At 57.1% G+C, this 18,385-nt stretch carries 15 protein-coding genes and 1 pseudogene; 10 read left to right on the forward strand and 6 right to left on the reverse strand.

The window, feature by feature from the left end; translation table 11 throughout:
- Window positions 1-119: 119 nt before the first annotated feature.
- Both trxC and AB5Y86_RS01100 read left to right on the forward strand, forming a co-directional pair.
- Window positions 120-554 carry a thioredoxin TrxC gene (trxC, locus tag AB5Y86_RS01095; RefSeq protein WP_005352560.1) on the forward strand — a complete coding sequence of 145 codons (435 nt, stop codon included), beginning with the start codon at window positions 120-122 and terminating at the stop codon, window positions 552-554.
- Window positions 555-715: 161 nt separating this feature from the next.
- Entirely contained in the window at window positions 716-2,098 is a 1,383-nt protein-coding gene (locus AB5Y86_RS01100) for a DASS family sodium-coupled anion symporter (protein WP_005333606.1), read from the forward strand.
- Window positions 2,099-2,161: 63 nt separating this feature from the next.
- Here AB5Y86_RS01100 and AB5Y86_RS01105 read toward each other — a convergent pair whose 3' ends face one another.
- Both AB5Y86_RS01105 and AB5Y86_RS01110 read right to left on the reverse strand, forming a co-directional pair.
- Window positions 2,162-4,636, reverse strand: a complete 2,475-nt coding sequence (locus AB5Y86_RS01105) for a glycogen/starch/alpha-glucan phosphorylase (RefSeq protein ID WP_021231361.1) — start codon at window positions 4,634-4,636, stop codon at window positions 2,162-2,164.
- 375 nt (window positions 4,637-5,011) lie between these two features.
- Window positions 5,012-5,209: a DUF4250 domain-containing protein gene (locus AB5Y86_RS01110; protein WP_005333612.1), complete on the reverse strand. Its 198-nt coding sequence runs from the start codon at window positions 5,207-5,209 to the stop codon at window positions 5,012-5,014.
- 230 nt (window positions 5,210-5,439) lie between these two features.
- Here AB5Y86_RS01110 and AB5Y86_RS01115 point away from each other — a divergent pair, with 230 nt between their 5' ends.
- Window positions 5,440-5,925 carry a cell division inhibitor gene (locus AB5Y86_RS01115; RefSeq protein WP_005333614.1) on the forward strand — a complete coding sequence of 162 codons (486 nt, stop codon included), beginning with the start codon at window positions 5,440-5,442 and terminating at the stop codon, window positions 5,923-5,925.
- 195 nt (window positions 5,926-6,120) lie between these two features.
- Here the strand turns inward: AB5Y86_RS01115 and AB5Y86_RS01120 are convergent, their stop codons facing one another.
- Both AB5Y86_RS01120 and AB5Y86_RS01125 read right to left on the reverse strand, forming a co-directional pair.
- The gene (locus AB5Y86_RS01120; RefSeq protein WP_368191868.1) at window positions 6,121-6,906 is read right to left on the reverse strand and encodes a zinc-dependent peptidase; all 786 of its coding nucleotides are present in this window, start codon (window positions 6,904-6,906) and stop codon (window positions 6,121-6,123) included.
- 76 nt (window positions 6,907-6,982) lie between these two features.
- The gene (locus tag AB5Y86_RS01125) at window positions 6,983-7,420 is read right to left on the reverse strand and encodes a GNAT family N-acetyltransferase (RefSeq protein WP_368191820.1); all 438 of its coding nucleotides are present in this window, start codon (window positions 7,418-7,420) and stop codon (window positions 6,983-6,985) included.
- 348 nt (window positions 7,421-7,768) lie between these two features.
- On the opposite strand from AB5Y86_RS01125, the gene AB5Y86_RS01130 reads away from it, so the two are divergent.
- Entirely contained in the window at window positions 7,769-9,268 is a 1,500-nt protein-coding gene (locus AB5Y86_RS01130) for an alanine/glycine:cation symporter family protein (protein ID WP_368191822.1), read from the forward strand.
- Between the two features lie 70 nt (window positions 9,269-9,338).
- On the opposite strand, the gene AB5Y86_RS01135 is transcribed toward AB5Y86_RS01130, so the two are convergent.
- The gene (locus AB5Y86_RS01135; protein WP_368191824.1) at window positions 9,339-10,145 is read right to left on the reverse strand and encodes a crotonase/enoyl-CoA hydratase family protein; all 807 of its coding nucleotides are present in this window, start codon (window positions 10,143-10,145) and stop codon (window positions 9,339-9,341) included.
- 168 nt (window positions 10,146-10,313) lie between these two features.
- Here AB5Y86_RS01135 and AB5Y86_RS01140 point away from each other — a divergent pair, with 168 nt between their 5' ends.
- The 6 genes and pseudogenes from AB5Y86_RS01140 to AB5Y86_RS01165 all read left to right on the forward strand — a co-directional run bounded on the left by AB5Y86_RS01140 (window position 10,314) and on the right by AB5Y86_RS01165 (window position 17,569).
- The gene (locus tag AB5Y86_RS01140; protein ID WP_368191826.1) at window positions 10,314-12,101 is read left to right on the forward strand and encodes a putative nucleotidyltransferase substrate binding domain-containing protein; all 1,788 of its coding nucleotides are present in this window, start codon (window positions 10,314-10,316) and stop codon (window positions 12,099-12,101) included.
- 2 nt (window positions 12,102-12,103) lie between these two features.
- A complete protein-coding gene (locus AB5Y86_RS01145) occupies window positions 12,104-12,730 on the forward strand; it encodes a 3'-5' exonuclease (protein WP_368191828.1) in 627 nt (208 codons plus the stop codon).
- A 105-nt stretch (window positions 12,731-12,835) separates the two neighbouring features.
- The gene (locus tag AB5Y86_RS01150) at window positions 12,836-13,147 is read left to right on the forward strand and encodes a DUF485 domain-containing protein (RefSeq protein WP_040068110.1); all 312 of its coding nucleotides are present in this window, start codon (window positions 12,836-12,838) and stop codon (window positions 13,145-13,147) included.
- Window positions 13,144-14,796: a cation acetate symporter gene (locus AB5Y86_RS01155; protein WP_139459320.1), complete on the forward strand. Its 1,653-nt coding sequence runs from the start codon at window positions 13,144-13,146 to the stop codon at window positions 14,794-14,796. Before AB5Y86_RS01150 ends, AB5Y86_RS01155 begins: the two co-directional genes overlap by 4 nt.
- 165 nt (window positions 14,797-14,961) lie before the next feature.
- On the forward strand, window positions 14,962-16,554 hold the full coding sequence (locus AB5Y86_RS01160; protein WP_005336974.1) for an ABC-F family ATPase: 1,593 nt from the start codon (window positions 14,962-14,964) through the stop codon (window positions 16,552-16,554).
- Window positions 16,555-16,845: 291 nt separating this feature from the next.
- Window positions 16,846-17,569 (forward strand): annotated as a pseudogene (locus tag AB5Y86_RS01165) (IS1595 family transposase).
- Window positions 17,570-17,598: 29 nt separating this feature from the next.
- Here the strand turns inward: AB5Y86_RS01165 and AB5Y86_RS01170 are convergent.
- Window positions 17,599-18,318 carry a GntR family transcriptional regulator gene (locus tag AB5Y86_RS01170; RefSeq protein WP_005337027.1) on the reverse strand — a complete coding sequence of 240 codons (720 nt, stop codon included), beginning with the start codon at window positions 18,316-18,318 and terminating at the stop codon, window positions 17,599-17,601.
- Window positions 18,319-18,385: the final 67 nt, after the last annotated feature.

The following is an 18,385-nucleotide window of genomic DNA, read 5'->3' on the forward strand; positions in this document are numbered from 1 at the left end:
CACTCCCGCTGGGCACTGTGTTACCGTTATTGCTCTGATATTTCGCTATTGTTTCGCGATTGCTTCATTCTGGCTTTTCATCATATCCCCGGCCAGAGCTGATTTAGAAGGAACCAATTATGTCATTTATCACTACTTATTGTAGCCACTGCTTTACCAGGAACCGCCTGCCCGTTACCCATATCGATACATCTGCCAAATGCGGGCGCTGCAAAGCCCTCCTGTTCAGCCAGACCCCTTGCCTCGGGAATGCGGATAACTTCGATACCCTGATCAACTCAGACATCCCGGTCGTGGTCGATTTCTGGGCCAGCTGGTGCGGCCCCTGCCAGCAGTTTGCTCCGGTATTTCATGAGGTTGCCCATGAACTCGAACCACGGATGCGCTTTGCCAAAGTCGATACCGAGCAACAGAGCACCATTGCCGCCCGTTACGCCATTCGCAGCATCCCCACCCTGATGGTCTTCCAACAGGGCAAACTGGTGAACCAGATAAATGGCTCCTTGCCCAAGAGCATGTTCAAGCAATGGCTGGAACAGTTCATGGATGTTTGATTTATATTTCGCACATGTTTTATTTATGTGTTCATTTCCTCATTTTTATCAATGAGTATGTGAGTAGAGGCTGATTTTCAACATGTGAGTCTGTTTCAAACAAGTGAATGGATGTAATCTCGGCAACACAAAAACAACCATAAATTAACCGAGAGAACATTATGCACACATCAGCTGTACCCTCTGCTCCATCTCGCTGGCTGGACATCAAATCAGGGATCGTCATCCTGGATGTCTTGCTACTTTGTGCCATGCTCGCCTGGCTCCCGTTTGACCCCATGGTCAACAAGGGGCTGGGCATTCTGGTCTTTATCGCCATCCTCTGGCTGACCGAAGCACTGCACGTCACCATCACCGCGCTGCTGGTACCCCTGCTGGCTACCGTGCTCGGGGTGTTTGACATGAGCAAATCCCTCACCGATTTTGCCAACCCGATCCTGTTCCTCTTTTTTGGCGGTTTCGCCCTCGCGGCAGCCCTCTCAAAACAGGGACTGGATACCCTGATGGCAGGCAAGGTGATGCACCTGGCCAATGGTCATCTGGGTTGGGGCGTCATCCTGCTCTTTACCATCACAGCCGCCATGTCGATGTGGATCAGCAACACCGCTACCACCGCCATGATGCTGCCACTGGCGATCGGTATGCTGGCACGCCTCGATAGCAAAAAAGAGCGCGCCACCTTCGTCTTCGTATTGCTGGGGATCGCCTACAGCGCCAGTATCGGCGGCATCGGTACCCTGGTGGGTAGCCCACCCAACGCCATCGCAGCCGCCCAGATGGGGATTGGCTTCACTGACTGGATGAAATTCGGTGTTCCAGTAGTGCTGATCCTGATGCCCTGCGGCATTGCCCTGCTCTATCTGGTAACCCGCCCGCGTCTCAGCCACCGCGTCGAGATCCAGGATGTCACCATCAACTGGACCCGCGAGCGGAAAGTGACGCTGGCAATCTTCCTGACCACCGTTGTGCTCTGGATCGGCTCACAACCCATCTCCAACGCCTTTGGCGGTATTCCACAACTCGACACCCTGATTGCCATGGGCGCCATCGTGGCCATCGTGGTCAGCCGTGTCGCCAGCTGGGATGACGTCAACCAGAACACCGACTGGGGCGTGCTGATGCTGTTTGGCGGCGGTCTGACCCTGAGCGCCATTCTCAAAGCCACTGGTACCAGCGCATTCCTGGCCAGCCATCTGTCGGCCGTACTCTCCAACGCCAACATTTTTGTCGTGTTGCTTATGCTGGCCGCCTTCGTGGTGTTCCTGACCGAACTGGTCTCCAACACCGCCACCGCCGCGCTGTTGGTTCCCCTGTTTGCCGGTGTCGCCGAGGCGCTGGGTGTATCACCTGTGGTGATGTCGGTGTTGATCGCTATCGGTGCCTCCTGTGCCTTTATGCTGCCGGTCGCCACGCCGCCCAATGCCATCGTCTTTGCCAGTGGCCACATTCGCCAGAGGGAGATGATGAAAGCCGGTATGGCTCTGAACGTGGTCTTTACCGTGTTGCTCGCCCTGCTGGCCTACTTCGTTGGCGATATCCTCTGATCCACCTACCCCCAGTAAACAAAAACCCCCGCATTGCGGGGGTTTTCTCATTTATGAATCTGATTAGCCGATGTTGCAGGCCTTCAGATCCCAGATCCGATCCACATAGTCCTGAATAGAGCGGTCGGAGTTGAACTTGCCCATGGTGGCCGAGTTGATGATGGCCTTCTTCGCCCACAGAGCCGGATCCCGATACCAGGTATCGATCAGCTTGTGTGCATCCGAGTAGGACTGGAAGTCCGCCAGGGTCAGGTAAGGGTCTCCCCCTTCCAGCAAGGAGCGCTTGATGGAAGCCAGCTCACCCGGACGACCAGGCGTGAAGTAGTCGGTATCAAACCAGTCCAGCACGGCTTTGAGCTCGGAGTTGGCATAGTAGAAGTCGTACGGGTTGTAACCGCGCGCCTTCAGCGACTTCACTTCGTCCACGTTCAGACCGAAGATGGCACAGTTTTCGGCACCCGCCTCTTCAGCGATCTCGATGTTGGCTCCATCCAGCGTCCCGATGGTGATTGCACCGTTGAGTGCCATCTTCATGTTGCCGGTACCGGATGCTTCATAACCTGCAGTGGAGATCTGCTCGGAGACATCTGCTGCCGGGATCAGCTTCTCGGCCAGACTCACGCGATAGTTCGGCATGAACACCACTTTCAGCTTGCCCTGAATACGAGCATCGTTATTGACCCGATCCGCCAGCTTGTTGATGGCATAGATGATGTCTTTGGCCAGCTTGTAACCGGGCGCCGCTTTGGAGCCGAAGATAAACACGCGCGGATGCATGTCATAGTCCGGGTTGGCCAGCAGGCGACGATAGAGCGCCATGATGTGAATAAGGTTCAGCTGCTGGCGCTTGTACTCGTGCAGACGCTTGATCTGAACGTCAAAGATCGCCTCGGCACTGACATCGATACCTGTTTCGTCTTTGATGACCTTGACCAGCTTCTCTTTGTTGTGACGCTTGATGGTCATGAACTGCTGCTGGAACGCCTTGTCGTCGGCAAACTTCACCACGCCACGCAGTTTGTCCAGTTGCAGCGGCCACTCCTTGCCCACTACTTCGTTGTAGAGGCCAGCCAGTTCCGGGTTGCACGCCAGCAGCCAGCGACGCGGGGTCACCCCGTTGGTCACGTTGCACATTTTTTCCGGCCACAGCTCGGCATACTCGGGGAAGAGATCTTCCTTCACCAGCTTGGAGTGGATCTCGGCCACACCGTTCACTTTGGACGAACCGATCACGCACAGGTTGCCCATGCGAACCTTGCGCACATCTCCCTCTTCGATGATGGAGAGCTTGGCTTTGATAGCATCGTTGCCCGGCCACTTGGGCTCCACCAACTCGTTCAGGAAGCGGGCGTTGATCTCGTAAATCACCTCCAGATGGCGAGGCAGTACTTTCTCGAACAGGCTGACCGACCACTTCTCCAGCGCTTCCGGCAGCAGAGTGTGGTTGGTATAAGAGAAGACCTGATAGCAGATAGCCCAAGCGGCATCCCAGTTCAGATCTTCCTCGTCAACCAGCACCCGCATCAGTTCCGGGATGGCGACAGTCGGGTGAGTATCGTTGAGCTGAATGGCAATTTGCGCGGCAAAGTTGCTGAAGTCACGGCCATGGACCCGCTTGTAGCGGCGCATGATGTCCTTGATGGAGCAAGCACAGAAGAAGTACTGCTGGATCAGACGCAGCTCTTTACCTGCATCGGTCTCATCGTTCGGATACAGCACCTTGGAGATGGTCTCGGCCTGGGCTTTCTCAGCCTGGGAGTCGATGTAACCACCGGCGTTGAACACGTCCCAGTCGAAAAACTCGGAGGCGCGGGATTCCCACAGACGCAGGATGTTGACGGTGTGACCGCCAAAACCGACCACCGGAATATCCCAAGGCACCCCTTTAATCTTGCGACCGGCGTGCCATACCTTCTTCAGGCCGCCATTGTCACCAAACACGGTCTCGACGTAGCCATAGAGCGGCACTTCTTGCACCGACTCGGGGCGACAGATCTCCCAGGGGTTGCCATATTCACGCCAAGAGTCTGGGCGCTCAATCTGGCGGCCATCCTGGATTTCCTGACGGAACAGACCGTGTTCGTAGTGGATACCGTAACCAACCGCCGGATAGTTCAGAGTGGCCAGCGAGTCGATAAAGCAGGCAGCCAGACGACCCAGGCCGCCGTTGCCAAGTGCCATGTCAGGCTCTTGTTCGCACAGGTCGGTCAGTTCCAGACCGAGTTCGCCCAGCGCCTCTTCGCAAGTCTTGTAGAGGGAGAGGTTATGCAGGTTGTTGGAAGTCAATCGTCCCATCAGGAATTCAGCAGAGAGATAGTGAATCGCACGAGTATCTTTCTTGAAATGAGTCTGCTGAGTGCGGGTCAGGCGCTCGTACACCTGTTCATTGACAGCCGCAGCAGTGGCTTTCCACCACGCTTCGGGAGAGGCTTTCTGTTCGCTTGTTCCCAAGGTAGAACGCAGGTGACGCACGATACTCGCCTTGAGCTGATCTTTATCCAGTTGGAGATCTTGGTCTGTCTTCTTCTTGGTAGCCATAAACCATATTCCTTCGTTACAAATAAAATTGTTATCCCGCTTGCGGGACCGGCGCTGTTGTTATCTCAAAATATGTACCGGCGTGAGAATACTAACTAAAGCGGCAGAATTAAAAGTTAACGCAAGTCACACTTTAACCGATAAAAACAGCCTGAAAAGCTTGAAAACCCTTTCCTTTAATTGATCGCACAAAAACAAACATTCCCTTTATTATCATAAACTTAATGAAACAATAAAAATATTCTGGCATGAATAGGTTTTCAGAGATTGCCAAGCCTTGAAAATCCCTGAAAATAGGCAGCAAGACGGCACATTGAAACCGATTTCAATGTGCCTGAAAAATTACCGTATAAATATGAAGCAATCATTGCACCCTTAAAGATGTGCTTTGAACTGATTGCTCAATGGATCGTAATGGTACCCAATCTGATCCAGACGCCCTGCCAACTGCTCTTCACTCATATCGTAATAGGCCAGCAACTCCTCCAACCCGTCACACTCAAGCCTTAGCTTCTCATTGATGATGCCCAGCAAGATGTTGGCATCAAGACGTTGCAAGGTACTGATGTCCATGGCGGCACCTCCTGTAAATGACCTGTATAACCATGGGCGGTTACGCAAGGTTTGTCCATAGTACGAAAAACACCCAACTAGCTTTATATTAAATAGTGTTTAAAAACATAACCTTACTAACGACACATACCAACACCATCACATTTTTCAGCAAAAACACCTTGTCACTGCCACAGGATAGAACTACTGTATGCACATACAGCTTGGATATTCATACAGGAACCCCATATATGAACCAGCCCCTGCACTCACTGCCCTTTGCGATGAATCGTGTCATGAGCAAGCCCTGGCCAACCAGAACCGCCTGCAAAGCGGAGTTGGCTCATTATGGTGTGACTATCCAGTCTGATGATCAGTTTCTGAGCGAGCTGACAAAGCTTGGGGAGGCTCATACCGGCTGGATCTTGTTGATCGCCCCGCCGGGACGCCCCACAGTCAGCCGTCTGGAAGAGCGAGGTATCGATCCCAAAAGAGTGCTGGTGGTACATAGCCCCAAAATCAAGAACTGGCAGCAAACCCTGGAGCGCAGTCTGGGCAATGGTCACTGCGCCGCCGTATTTACCTGGCTACCCGAGCAGATCGAGCTGGATCACGTCAAGCTGCAGCGACTGGGACAGCAATCTGGCGTACTCACCCGCTTCTTTGGCGCGAAACGGACTAACCTCGGCACACCTCTGCTGGCCTATGCAGAGCAAGATATCTATCTCAATCATTAGGACAAAAAACGAAAAAAATACTGGTTGTTGTGATGTAATAGAAAGAGGTTTGCCACGAAATCAACTACTGCCTGCCGCTTTCGTTTAGAAGGCTATTGCAAAAATCGAGCGCAGCAAAATTATATGCCCAGAGCACGCTAGCTCTGGGCATATAGCGAAAAAGCAAATCGATATTAATGGTGCTTTTTCACTGTTTTACAATTGGTGATTTGTATTTATGGCACGGGATCCTGCAACCCCATCCCCCGCCAGCAAGCGAGTCGCGGGAAAACGCTGCGCGGGATCCTGGCTAAAGAACTGGCTCAGTTGCCGGTATACCGCCGGATAAACCTGCTGCAGCCGCAGCGGATCGGTAAAGAAACATTCGCAGCTGACGGCAAAAAACTCGGCGGGATGTTCAGCAGCATAGGGATCGATGGCGGTTACCTCATCCCGATCAAGCTGCTGGCACAGCTCATCGAAGGCGGCCTGAAAGGCCTGTTGCCACAGCTGGCTGCTCATCTGCCCCGGCAACGGCGGCGCACCGTCCGCCTCACCGCCCAGCATATCGAGTTTGTGGGCCAGCTCGTGGATCACCAGATTAAAGCCGTCCCAGTCGCCATCTTGCTGCAGTTCGCTCCAGGCCAGCACCAGCGGCCCTTGCGGCCAGGATTCACCAGCGTTTTCCTCTTCAAACTCGCTCACCAGTCCGAACTCATCCTGCACCTCCTGACGCCGGGTGACGGGTTCGGGAATGATGATGACTTCGTGAAAGCCGCGATACCAGTCGATACCGAGATGAAGAATGGGCAACGCAGCCTGCAGCGCCAGCACCGCCTGTTGGCGTGGGCTGAGATCTACCCCGATCAGGGTCAGGGTCTTGCGCTTGAGCAGCTGTTGCCCCAACCCGATAAGCGTCGTCTGCTCGGTGTCGCTGAGCCCTTGCAAGATGGGCACAGCCGCCAGCGCCTGACGCCACAGCGCCAACTCATCCTCACTCATGGACGTTTGCGGGCGACCAGCCAGCCATTTGAACCATCCCAGCACGCCTACTCCTTCTTTTGATGCAAACAACAGGTCATAACAGTTTGACGAACCGTTTCGGCCGCTCCTGATAATCCTGCGCCAGATAGAAACGGTGGGCCGCCTCGCGCTTGAGACTGCTGGATAGCTCCAGCTGGGCGCAACCTGCGGCGCGCGCCATCTCTTCGGCTCCCTTGAGCAGGGCTGCGCCCACTCCCGCCCCTCTTGCCCCTTCATCGACAACCAGCGCCGAGATCAGGCCCCAAGCTGGTGCAACATGCAGCGGTGCCAGCTTGTGCCACACCAGCACACCGACCACCTTGTCGCCCTGGGAGGCGAGCATCACAACGCTCGCGGGATCCGGCGTCAACAGGCGCGCCGTCACGTCAGCGCCTTTGGCAGGATACCCCAATTGGCTGAACAGGTGGGCGATGGCGCTCCCGTCGTCGGCCTCAGGGGGACGGATCGTCAACGTCTCAGGATCATTTTTCATTGTTGGCCTCATGTTTGCTTTCCATTGTGTTACGCCCGTCACATTGTCTGGCGCAGATCAACAAGGAGGATCTCATCTTTACTCATAGAAAACGCTGCCTGCCATTATCACCCCACCCTTGTCAATTCACAAATTTGCAACAAGGCAACATTTTTCGCTGGGAAGCACCGATACAACTCGATATGTTACAAGCCATGCATGGCGCGTGTTTGCGCTCTGCTTAACCCCTCAACCTCGCGCTCATTTGTTAACTGGATTGTTAACAAATAGGGCCGAAAACAGTGACAGAGAGCGAGGCCAAGATCTCGCCAAGACAGCGCCACAAACACAACAAAGGAGTTGTTGTACATGAATGAAATCGTCAATGCCATCAATGGTGTAATCTGGAGCCCTGCGCTCATCTACCTGTGTCTGGGGGTCGGTCTTTACTTCTCCCTGCGTACCCGTTTTTTGCAACTGCGTCACTTGAAGGGAATGATCAACCTGATGTTCAAAGGCAAAGCCAATGAAGCAGGAGTATCGTCCTTTCAGGCACTCTCCATGACCCTGGCTGGTCGGGTGGGTACCGGTAACATCGCAGGTGTGGCCACCGCCATCACCTTCGGTGGTCCGGGCGCCCTGTTCTGGATGTGGATGGTCGCCTTCCTCGGCGCCAGCTCCGCCTTCGTGGAGTCCACCCTGGGTCAGGTTTACAAGGAGAAGATCAACGGTGAATACCGCGGCGGCCCGGCGTTTTATATCGATAAAGGGTTGGGTATCCGCTGGTTTGCATGGATCTTCGCCATTGCAACCATCTTCGCCTGCGGCGTGCTGCTGCCGGGTGTGCAAGCCAACTCCATCGGCTCCAGCCTGAAAACCGCCTTTGATATCGATCCGAACGTCACCGCCGCCGGTCTGGCACTGCTGCTCGGCTTTATCATCTTCGGTGGCGTCAAGCGTATCGCCAGCTTCGCCAGTACCGTGGTGCCTTTTATGGCGCTGGGTTACATCATCGTTGCTTGTGTCATTATCGCCCTCAATATCGGCCAGCTGCCGAGCGTGATCCTGCTGATCTGGAAGAGCGCCTTCGGTCTGGAAGCCGGTTTCGGTGCCATTCTGGGTCTGGCCATCATGTGGGGGGTCAAGCGCGGAGTCTACTCCAACGAAGCGGCTCAGGGTACCGGGCCGCACGCCTCCTCTGCTGCGGCAGTGAGTCACCCGGCCAAGCAGGGTCTGGTACAGGCGTTCTCCGTCTATATCGACACCCTGTTCGTCTGCTCTGCCACCGGTTTTATGCTGCTCATCACCGGCCTCTATAACGTACAAGGGCCAGACGGTGCCGCCATCTATACCGGTATTGCCGGTATCGCAGCGGGTCCGGGCTACGTGCAGACTGCCATGGAGAGCATGATGCCCGGTTTTGGCAACTACTTCGTTGCCATCGCCCTGTTCTTCTTCGCATTCACCACAATCGTTGCTTACTACTACATAGCCGAAACCAACATTGCCTACATCAACCGCAAGATAAATCGCCCCTGGCTCACCTTCTTGCTGAAGATTGCGCTGATGGCTGCCACTGTCTACGGCACCGTCAAGACGGCGGACCTGGCATGGGGCATGGGGGATATCGGGGTCGGCCTGATGGCCTGGCTCAACATCGTCGCCATCTTGCTGCTACAAAAGACCGCGTTTACCTGCCTGAAGGATTACGAAGCACAGCTGGCACAAGGGGTTGACCCCGTGTTCCATCCGGAAAAACTGGGGATCAAGAACGCAGACTACTGGATTGACAACCGCGCAGAGGTCAACCTGATGCGCGAACAAACCGGCCACTCATTCGAACCGGACCCGGATCGCAAGACCTCCTGAACCGACACGACATAAGACGTTAATAAAAGATGGCAGCCTCGGCTGCCATTTTTTTTCCTGTCACCTTATCTCAGAGCGGATTGCGGCGCGGCCCGAAGGGCAGTCGCCAGCGAAACAGGCTGTTAAGTGTGGCTCGCCACTGATTGGGTCGTCCCAGGATCTGCTTTTGCAACCGAGTCTCTTCCTTCAGCATCGCCTCATCGCTGCGGGCCCAGGCCTGGCTGTAGAGCTGCTTGATCCCCGCCAGGGCATCGGGCGACTTGGTGATCAGGGTGCGGGCAAACTCCCGCGCCTCCACCAGCGGGTCGGCGCAGACACGGCTTACCAGCCCGAGGGACTTCGCCTCGACGGCATCCAGCTCACGCCCACTCATGACCAGCTCCATGGCGGTATCCACCCCCATCAGGTTGCGCATGGTGACGCTGCCACTCATGTCGGGGATGATCCCCCACTTGATCTCCATCACCGAGAAGCGGCAATCGGGGGTGCTGAAGCGAAAATCGGCGCCGAGCGCAATCTGCAGACCACCGCCAAAACAGACCCCCTGGGTGACTGCAATCACCGGCACCGGCAGCTGGTGCCAACCATAGGCAACCCGCTGGGCCAGATTGGTCGCCTCGTCCGCTTCACGCTTGAGAATATCGAGCGCCGCCACCGGCTGTCTCAGCATGGATTTCACATCCAGCCCAGCGCAGAAGGCCCGCCCCTCGCCGTGCAGGATCACCGCCCGCAGCCCCTTGTGCCGGGCGAGTTGCGTCAGCGTCTCATCGATGGCACTGAACATGGCGCGGTCCAGCGCATTGAGTTTATCCCCCCGCGTCAGCATCACTTCGGCAATCCCGTCGTGGATCTCGCACTTGATCCTTGGTTTTTCCATCTCCCTTGTCCTCTCCTTGATCCCTGAAACTGACTCACTGGTCATACCACTACGTTATCAGAGTGTGAACAGGCGGTACAGCTGAGACTAAAGTCGGCTGGTCGCCTCCCCCTCCCTTTGTCACACTGGGAGCTGCATGAGTGCCGCAAGCCAGCAGAGGACGCTGTAATGTCAACCCTGTTCAATTTTGCCAGACCACCGTTCGACCGACTGGATGAGGAGGCGCGCGAGCGGCTATCCCGTCACCTCTCGCTCTGCTATTTTCGCGCTGGCGATATTCTGCTCAAGGAGGGGGACGAGCCTCCCGGCCTCTATCTCATCATCAAGGGGGCGGTGGAAGAGTCTGCCCCTCACCACCAGTTTGGTGATTACGGGGTCGATGATCTGTTCGATGTGCGCGCCCAGTTTGACGGCCGCTGCCGCCACCGCTTCACCGCGCTGGAAGATAGCCTCTGTCAGCTCATTCCTCGCCACACTTTTCTGGTGCTCTGTGAGCAGGATCCGCAGTTTGCCAGCTACTTCACCGCCAATCTGGCCGAGCGCCAGCGCCAGCAGGAGCAACGCGAACAACTGGGTCAGAAGAATCTGGCGGAATTTATCCTGACCCGCATCGAACCCGGCCATCTGCAAGCACCGCTTATCGTCGACAGCAAGCTGTCACTGCTGGCAGCCACCGAAGCCATGGTGAGCAAGGGGACCGATTGCCTGCTCTACCCAGCTCATGATGGCTCCCTCACGCTGGCAACCCGCAAGACCTTGCTCCATGCCCTGACCCTCAAGGGATTGCCGCTGACGGCCCCCCTCTCGGTGCTGACCCCTACCCCGCTGATTGGTCTATCGCTGGAGAGCTATCTGTTTGATGCCCTGCTGCTGATGACCCGCCATCGCATCAAGCGACTGGTGGTGTGGCGCGGCAATGAGGTGGCGGGGATCCTGCAACTGACTCAGGTGCTGGGGCTCTTCTCTACCCACTCCCACGTGCTGACGTTGCGTATCGCCCGCGCCGACAGCCTGCCGGCGCTGGAGGCGGTCGCCCGCGAGCAGCAGCAATTGACCCGCTCGCTGTTTGCCCAGGGGATCCACACCGCCTTTTTGATGAAGCTCATCGCCACCATCAACGAACAGCTGATCGCCAAAGCCTTTGCGCTGGTGATCCCCCCCGAGGTGCAGGATAAGGTCTGCCTGCTGATGCTGGGCTCGGAGGGGCGCGGCGAGCAGATCCTCAAAACCGATCAGGACAACGCCCTGATCCTGCCAGAGGGGGTGGCATGGCCCACCCAGGCAGCCGATCTGGCCGAATTCAGCGCCCTGCTGGAGCGACTCGGCTACCCGCTGTGCCCCGGGCAGGTGATGGTGAGCAATCCGGCCTGGGTGAAAACGGGCAGCGAGTGGCAAAGCGCCATTGCCAGCGCCTGCACCACGGCAAAAGAGGATGAGCTGCTCTGGCTCGCCACCCTGGCCGATGCTCACCCCATCGCGGGGGATCGACAGCTCCATCTGCCGGTTGCCAGAGCGCTGCGCGAGCAGTTGGCGGACAGGCGGGATCTGCTGGCGGAGATGGTGCGACCGGCGGTGGCCTTCCATGCCCCCCTCACCCTGTTTGGTCGGCTGGAACAGCCACCGGAAGGGCTGGATCTGAAGCGGGGCGGCCTGTTCCCGCTGGTGCACGGTATCCGCATGTTGGCCCTTGAGGCAGGGATTCTGGAGACTTCAACCCTGGGGCGTATCGATGCACTGGTGGCCGCCGATCGGCTCAGTGCCGACTATGGCAGCAATCTGGCAGAGGCGTTTCGGCTCTTTATCCGGCTGAGGCTGCGCAGCCAACTCAAGGGGGGCAATAGTCGGGTGCAGACAAGCGAGCTGAGCCACAGCGAGCGGGATCTGCTGCGCCAGGCGCTACATCAGGTGAAGAAGTTCCAGCAGTGGCTCACCTTGCACTTTCGTCTGAGACAATAGCCATGTTGAGCCGCGTTCGACGCTACTGGTATGGCCGTGCGTTCCGAACGGGCGAGTTCGCGCCACTCTTTGCCACCCCACCCGAAGATGAACGGATCGCCCTCGATTTCGAGACCACTAGTCTCGATCCCGAGCTGGCCGAGATCGTCTCCATCGGGGCGGTGCGCATTCAGGGTAACCGGCTGCTGACCGGCGAGGCCCTCGCCATCAAGGTGCAACCACCGGCCAGCCTGACCGGCCAATCGGTGGTGATCCACGGTCTGCGCCATCAGGATCTGCAACAGGGGATGGAGCTGGAAGCCGCGCTGCGCCTGCTGCTTCATTTTATCGGCCCCCGTGAACTGGTGGGCTATCACATCGCCTACGATCTGCGTATTCTCAATCTCGCCTGCCAGAAATTGTGGGGATTGACCCTGCCCCAGCGAGGGATCGAGGTGAGCCAGCTCTATCACGACCACCTCTATCGCCGATACCCCGATGCTGCGATTGACCTCCACTTAAGTGCCATCTGCCGTCACTTGGCGCTGCCCCCCCTGCCCGCCCACGATGCCCTTGCCGATGCCACCACGGCCGCGCTTATCTACCTGCGCCTGACCTGCGGCTCGCCGCTCACTTATCCCAAAGTCTAATTGTCGAGAAATAACATTTAATTCACATTTTGCTTACATGAGCAGATTGCCTGCTCGTCGGGGTTACCCCATCCACCGCTGACACTCATGTCATGGAGAACTGCAATGGAACAGCAAAGCTATCTGAGGATCCAGCAAGATCCCAACTTCCAGGAGCTGGTCGCCAAGCGCCAGCGTTTTGCCTGGGCCCTCTCGGCTCTGATGCTGGGACTCTACCTGGCGTTTATTCTGCTCATCGCCTTTGCCCCCGGTTGGCTCGGCACCCCCTTGAGCGAAGGGTCGACCATTACTCGCGGCATTCCTGTCGGGGTAGGATTGATCCTCTCCTCCTTCGTGTTGACCGGCGTCTATGTCTTTCGCGCCAACGGCGAGTTTGATGAACTGAACCAGAAGATCCTCAAAGGGGTGCAATCATGAAAGGCAAGTTGCTGCTGTTGACCTCACTGGCCTCCTCTCCCCTGCTGGCGGCCGATGCAATCTCTGGCGCCGTGGAGCGTCAGCCCCTTAATGTCGCCGCCATCGTGATGTTTCTGGTGTTTGTGGCCGCTACCCTGTTCATCACCTACTGGGCCTCCAAGCGCAACCGCTCGGCTTCCGACTACTATGCTGCCGGTGGCCGTATCACCGGCTTCCAGAACGGTCTGGCCATCGCCGGTGACTATATGTCCGCCGCCTCCTTCCTCGGGATCTCCGCGCTGGTCTACACCTCCGGCTATGACGGCCTCATCTACTCCATCGGCTTTCTGGTGGGCTGGCCCATCATTCTGTTCCTGATCGCCGAACGGCTGCGCAATCTCGGCAAATACACCTTCGCCGATGTCGCCTCCTATCGTCTGAAGCAGACTGAAGTTCGTACCCTCTCCGCCTGCGGCTCGCTGGTGGTGGTCGCCCTCTACCTGATCGCCCAGATGGTCGGTGCCGGCAAACTGATCGAGCTGCTGTTTGGCCTGCAATACCATGTGGCCGTGGTACTGGTCGGTATCCTGATGGTGCTCTACGTGCTGTTTGGCGGCATGCTGGCCACCACCTGGGTGCAGATCATCAAGGCAGTGATGCTGCTCTCCGGTGCCAGCTTTATGGCCATCATGGTGATGAAGTCAGTCAACTTCGACATCGGCGCCCTGTTTAGCGAAGCGGTCAAAGTGCACGAGAAAGGCTCCGCCATCATGAGCCCGGGCGGGCTGGTCTCCGACCCCATCTCCGCCATCTCGCTCGGTCTGGCATTGATGTTCGGTACCGCCGGTCTGCCCCATATCCTGATGCGTTTCTTCACCGTGAGCGATGCCAAAGAGGCGCGTAAATCGGTGTTCTACGCCACCGGCTTTATCGGCTACTTCTACATCCTCACCTTCATCATCGGCTTTGGCGCCATCTTGCTGGTAAGCACCAACCCGGCCTTCAAGGACGCCACCGGCGCCCTGCTGGGCGGCACCAACATGGCGGCCGTCCATCTGGCCAATGCGGTCGGTGGCAGTCTGTTCCTCGGCTTCATCTCCGCCGTGGCATTTGCCACCATTCTGGCGGTAGTTGCCGGATTGACCCTGGCCGGAGCCTCTGCTGTCTCCCATGACCTCTATGCCAGTGTGCTGAAGAAGGGCAAGGCCAACGAGACCGATGAACTGCGCGTCTCCAAGATGACGACTCTGGTGCTGGGTGTGGTTGCCATTGGTCTGGGGATCCTGTTCGAGAAGCAGAACATCGCCTTCATGGTGGGTCTGGCCTTCTCCATCGCCGCCAGCTGCAACTTCCCGGTACTGTTCCTCTCCATGTTCTGGTCACGCCTGACCACCCGTGGCGCAGTCTACGGTGGCTGGCTGGGGCTGGTGAGCGCAGTGACCCTGATGATCCTGGGCCCGACCGTGTGGGTGAAAGTGCTGGGCCATGCCCAGGCCATCTTCCCCTACGAATACCCTGCCCTCTTCTCCATGGGGTTGGCCTTCGTCGGGATCTGGTTCTTCTCCATCACCGACAGCTCCCAGAACGCCGCCGACGAGCATGCCAAGTTCCTGCCGCAGTTCGTTCGCTCACAAACCGGGCTGGGTGCCTCTGGCGCCACCTCCCACTAACGGGCAGCCATCACGCAAAAGCCGGCTTCATGCCGGCTTTTTTTATTGCCCATCAATCGGCTGCACGCCCCGCTTGCCCCGATCAAGATCACACTTCTCGCTAAAACTTTCGGGGGATCTGTGCCATAATGCGCGCCATTTGACAGACCAATCGGGACACATACCTTGTTAAGTAGCAACAACATCACCATGCAGTTCGGCGCCAAGCCGCTGTTTGAGAACATCAACGTCAAGTTTGGCGGCGGCAACCGCTATGGCCTTATCGGCGCCAACGGCTGTGGCAAGTCCACCTTTATGAAGATCCTCGGCGGTGATCTGGAGCCCACTGGCGGTAATGTGAGCCTGGACGTCAACGAGCGCATCGGTAAGCTGCGTCAGGATCAGTTCGCCTACGAAGATATGCGCGTACTGGACGTGGTCATGATGGGTCACACCGAGCTGTGGGCGGCCATCGCCGAGCGCGATGCCATCTACGCCAACCTCGAAGCGACCGACGACGACTACATGAAGGCCGCCGAGCTGGAAGGTCTGGTCGCCGAGTATGACGGCTATACCGCCGAGTCCCGCGCAGGTGAACTGCTGCTGGGTGCCGGTATTCCCATCGAGCAGCACAACGGCCCGATGAGCGAAGTAGCCCCGGGCTGGAAACTGCGTGTGCTGCTGGCACAGGCGCTGTTCTCCAACCCTGACATCCTGCTGCTGGACGAACCGACCAACAACCTGGATATCAACACCATTCGCTGGCTGGAGCAGGTGCTAAACGAACGTGAAAGCACCATGATCATCATCTCTCACGACCGTCACTTCCTGAACTCCGTCTGTACCCACATGGCGGATCTGGACTACGGCGAGCTGCGCGTCTACCCAGGCAACTACGATGACTACATGCTGGCTGCCACTCAGGCGCGCGAGCGTCTGCTGGCCGACAACGCCAAGAAGAAGGCCCAGATCGCCGATCTGCAATCCTTTGTCTCCCGTTTCAGTGCCAACGCCTCCAAATCCAGCCAGGCGACCTCCCGCCTCAAGCAGATCGACAAGATCAAGATTGAGGAAGTGAAGGTCTCCAGCCGTCAGAACCCCTTCATCCGCTTCGAGCAGGAGAAGAAGCTCTACCGCAACATTCTGGAGATCGAAGGCCTGTCCAAAGGTTATGGCGAGGCGCCCCTGTTCAAGGGCCTCAACATGATGCTGGAAGTGGGTGAGAAGGTCGCCATTCTGGGTACCAACGGTATCGGTAAATCGACTCTGATCAAGACGCTGGTCGGGGATCTGGCACCGGATACCGGTACCATCAAGTGGTCCGAGAACGCCCAGATCGGTTACTACGCTCAGGATCACGCCGAAGATTTCGACACCGACCTCAACGTGTTCGACTGGATGGCCCAGTGGAAACAGGATAACGAAGACGAGCAGGCTGTGCGCTCCGTATTGGGTCGTCTGCTCTTCTCCCAGGACGACATCAAGAAGCCGGTCAAGGTGCTCTCCGGTGGTGAACAGGGCCGCATGCTGTTTGGCAAGCTGATGATGCAGCGCCCCAACATCCTGATCATGGATGAGCCGACCAACCACCTGGACATGGAATCTATCGAATCCTTGAACCTGGCACTCGAGATGTACAAGGGCACCCTGATCTTCGTCTCCCACGACCGCGAATTCGTCTCCTCTCTGGCGACCCGCATTCTGGAGCTGAGCGAAGATGGTATCCGCGACTTCGGCGGCACCTACGAGGATTACCTGCGCACCCAGGGCGTGGTATAACCCCACTCCTGCGCAAGTGCGCAATGCAAAACCGGCACTCAGGTGCCGGTTTTTTTATATCCCGTATTTAGACGACTGAGATGGCGTATAACAGTGGTGTGACTACACGCCACAGGCAAAGCGAAAACAGTAGATAGCAGAGAACTGAGCTTGAGCGCCCCCTCGCACCCAGATAAAAATGCTATCTCGGTGATATGTTGAAAGGCCCATGGTCGCCTAAATAAGGCTCTGTCCCAATTACGTGTTGAAAGGCTAATCTTGAAGTAGGCCATCACATTGAGGTCTACCATCATGGATACCCCAGCCTTTCAAAACCTGTTGTCACTATTTCCCCAGTTAACCCTGCGCCAGCGCCGTATTGCTCAGCAGGAGCTTGCTGCCCCCCACACCATTACCTCTCTCAATACTCAGTTACAAGCATGTGGAGTCGGGGACTGCGCAGCTACCGTTGCAAAGTGTTCCTACGCACCAGTTTCGCGCTGACCAAGACGCCTTTGGCGCGGTTGCGCAAAGCCCGGTGCTGGGAAGACTACGCGCAAGCCCCCATCGAAGGACTGACCGTCCGCCAGGCCGCGCGGCGCTGTGGGTCAGCAAAAACACCGCGTTCCTCTGGCGTCACCACTTCTTGCGCGCGATGGCGACCCATCAGGTTGGAGAAAATTGATGCCGAGACGGTCATCGCGGTGTTGAAGCCGTTGGTGTCACCCGATTCGGTGTTGTGTAGCGATGGCGCAGGCGTGTATGCCAGTTTCAGTAAAGTGCGGGTGTGACTCATCAAGTAGTGCGCAATCGTCAGGGTGAGAGGGTGGTAGGGGCATTCCACATCCAACATGTAAACGGATATCACTATCGATTGAAAGAATGGATGGTGCGCTTTCATGGAGTGGCAACTCATTATCTGAGGAATTATCTGGGTTGGCGCAGGATGCTGGAGCATTACGGGAGGGGCGTAACTATCAAAGCATGTTTGCATGAGGCGCTGGGGCACCCCATGCAACACATAATTGGAACATAGCCTTTTTTATCTCGGGTGCTGGCGGCCGCTCACCCCTTGGCGCGGCGGGCGACCAGGGTGAACTTGTAATCATCGCTCTTGAAGAAATTGCGACTGAACTCGAACACTGTGCCATCTTGCAAGAAGCCGCGGGAAACCTTCTCGATAATGGGCTTGGCGGGATCGATACCGAGCGCCTCCACTACCTGCGCCGAGGGGAGCACCGGAATGATCTCCTGCTCGCTGCGGTCGATCACCAGCTGCTTCACCTCTTCGATATAGTGGTACTTGGAGCCCTGCATCACCGCATAGCTGAGGTCGGGGAAGAGGGCGAGCGGCATCCAGGTCTCCTCCAGCGTTACCGCGATCTGACGAATAAAGCGCACCCGCTTGACGTAGTAGACAAGCGCCCCTTCCAGCAGATTGAGCCGCTCGGCCAGCTCGCTGCTCGCCTTGATCACCTCGAAGGCGAGAATGTCGCTGTGGGTCTCGGCCGCCGGATCGGTCACCTTCTCATAGAGGCTGGTGAGCTGATAGATGTCGTAGTTCACCTTCTCCTGCCGCACATAGCTGCCGCTGCCCTGAATGCTCTCGATGACGTTGAGTTCGGTCAGCTGCTTGAGGGCCTGACGCACCGTCACCCGGCTCACCCCGAACTGCTCGCGCAGCTCTGCTTCGGTGGGCAGGGCATCGCCGGGGGCCAGCTCCCCTTGCGCAATCCACTGCTGGATGGTGTCGGCTATCTGGCGATACATGGGTTTTTTCGACACGAAAGGCCACCTCGTCGGCTCTGCGCCATGATAAATGGAAGAGGCGCCATTCTACCCCAGTTGCCCA

This window comes from Aeromonas sp. s8 (genome assembly GCF_040907785.1).
Lineage (GTDB): Bacteria > Pseudomonadota > Gammaproteobacteria > Enterobacterales > Aeromonadaceae > Aeromonas > Aeromonas veronii.

Excerpts from the sequence above, each read along its gene's own strand:
- trxC (WP_005352560.1), top strand. The coding sequence starts at position 120 with ATGTCATTTATCACTACTTATTGTAGCCACTGCTTTACCAGGAACCGC.
- AB5Y86_RS01100 (WP_005333606.1), top strand. The coding sequence starts at position 716 with ATGCACACATCAGCTGTACCCTCTGCTCCATCTCGCTGGCTGGACATC.
- AB5Y86_RS01140 (WP_368191826.1), top strand. The coding sequence starts at position 10,314 with ATGTCAACCCTGTTCAATTTTGCCAGACCACCGTTCGACCGACTGGAT.
- AB5Y86_RS01105 (WP_021231361.1), bottom strand. The coding sequence starts at position 4,636 with ATGGCTACCAAGAAGAAGACAGACCAAGATCTCCAACTGGATAAAGAT.
- AB5Y86_RS01120 (WP_368191868.1), bottom strand. The coding sequence starts at position 6,906 with ATGAGTGAGGATGAGTTGGCGCTGTGGCGTCAGGCGCTGGCGGCTGTG.
- AB5Y86_RS01110 (WP_005333612.1), bottom strand. The coding sequence starts at position 5,209 with ATGGACATCAGTACCTTGCAACGTCTTGATGCCAACATCTTGCTGGGC.
- AB5Y86_RS01125 (WP_368191820.1), bottom strand. The coding sequence starts at position 7,420 with ATGAAAAATGATCCTGAGACGTTGACGATCCGTCCCCCTGAGGCCGAC.
- AB5Y86_RS01145 (WP_368191828.1), top strand. The coding sequence starts at position 12,104 with ATGTTGAGCCGCGTTCGACGCTACTGGTATGGCCGTGCGTTCCGAACG.
- AB5Y86_RS01135 (WP_368191824.1), bottom strand. The coding sequence starts at position 10,145 with ATGGAAAAACCAAGGATCAAGTGCGAGATCCACGACGGGATTGCCGAA.
- AB5Y86_RS01155 (WP_139459320.1), top strand. The coding sequence starts at position 13,144 with ATGAAAGGCAAGTTGCTGCTGTTGACCTCACTGGCCTCCTCTCCCCTG.
- AB5Y86_RS01115 (WP_005333614.1), top strand. The coding sequence starts at position 5,440 with ATGAACCAGCCCCTGCACTCACTGCCCTTTGCGATGAATCGTGTCATG.
- AB5Y86_RS01150 (WP_040068110.1), top strand. The coding sequence starts at position 12,836 with ATGGAACAGCAAAGCTATCTGAGGATCCAGCAAGATCCCAACTTCCAG.
- AB5Y86_RS01130 (WP_368191822.1), top strand. The coding sequence starts at position 7,769 with ATGAATGAAATCGTCAATGCCATCAATGGTGTAATCTGGAGCCCTGCG.